This window comes from Paraburkholderia sp. SIMBA_054, from assembly GCF_046534875.1.
GTDB lineage: Bacteria > Pseudomonadota > Gammaproteobacteria > Burkholderiales > Burkholderiaceae > Paraburkholderia > Paraburkholderia hospita.
This window is the reverse complement of the sequence record NZ_JAWRXV010000680.1, coordinates 1-276: the sequence shown is the minus strand read 5'-3', so window position 1 is coordinate 276 and position 276 is coordinate 1. Positions and strand designations below refer to the sequence as shown.

Here is a 276-nt window from a genome sequence, read left to right as displayed (position 1 = left end):
GCGGCGTTGCCGCCGGCCGGTGCCGGCTGCGGGAGCGCCGCCGCCTCGCCAGCACCGGCCTGTACGGGCGCGGCTGGTGGCGCGACGGCAGGTTCGGCCGGCGCGATGGATTCGGCCGGCGCGTCGGCCACCGTCGGCAGTTCGACCTGGCGCACCTGCAGGTCGGGTCCGCGCAGCTGCGGTACCGGGACCTCGCGCGATGCGGCCTGCGGCAGGATGACCTGCGGCGCGGTGACCGTGGTGACTTCGCGCTCGCGCACGGCCGGCGCCGGCAGC

The 276-nt window shown here is 78.6% G+C and carries 1 pseudogene; it reads right to left on the bottom strand.

Annotation, left to right across the window (positions count from 1 at the left end):
• A pseudogene (locus tag SB822_RS56825) lies at positions 1-276 on the bottom strand (hypothetical protein); the annotation flags it as partial.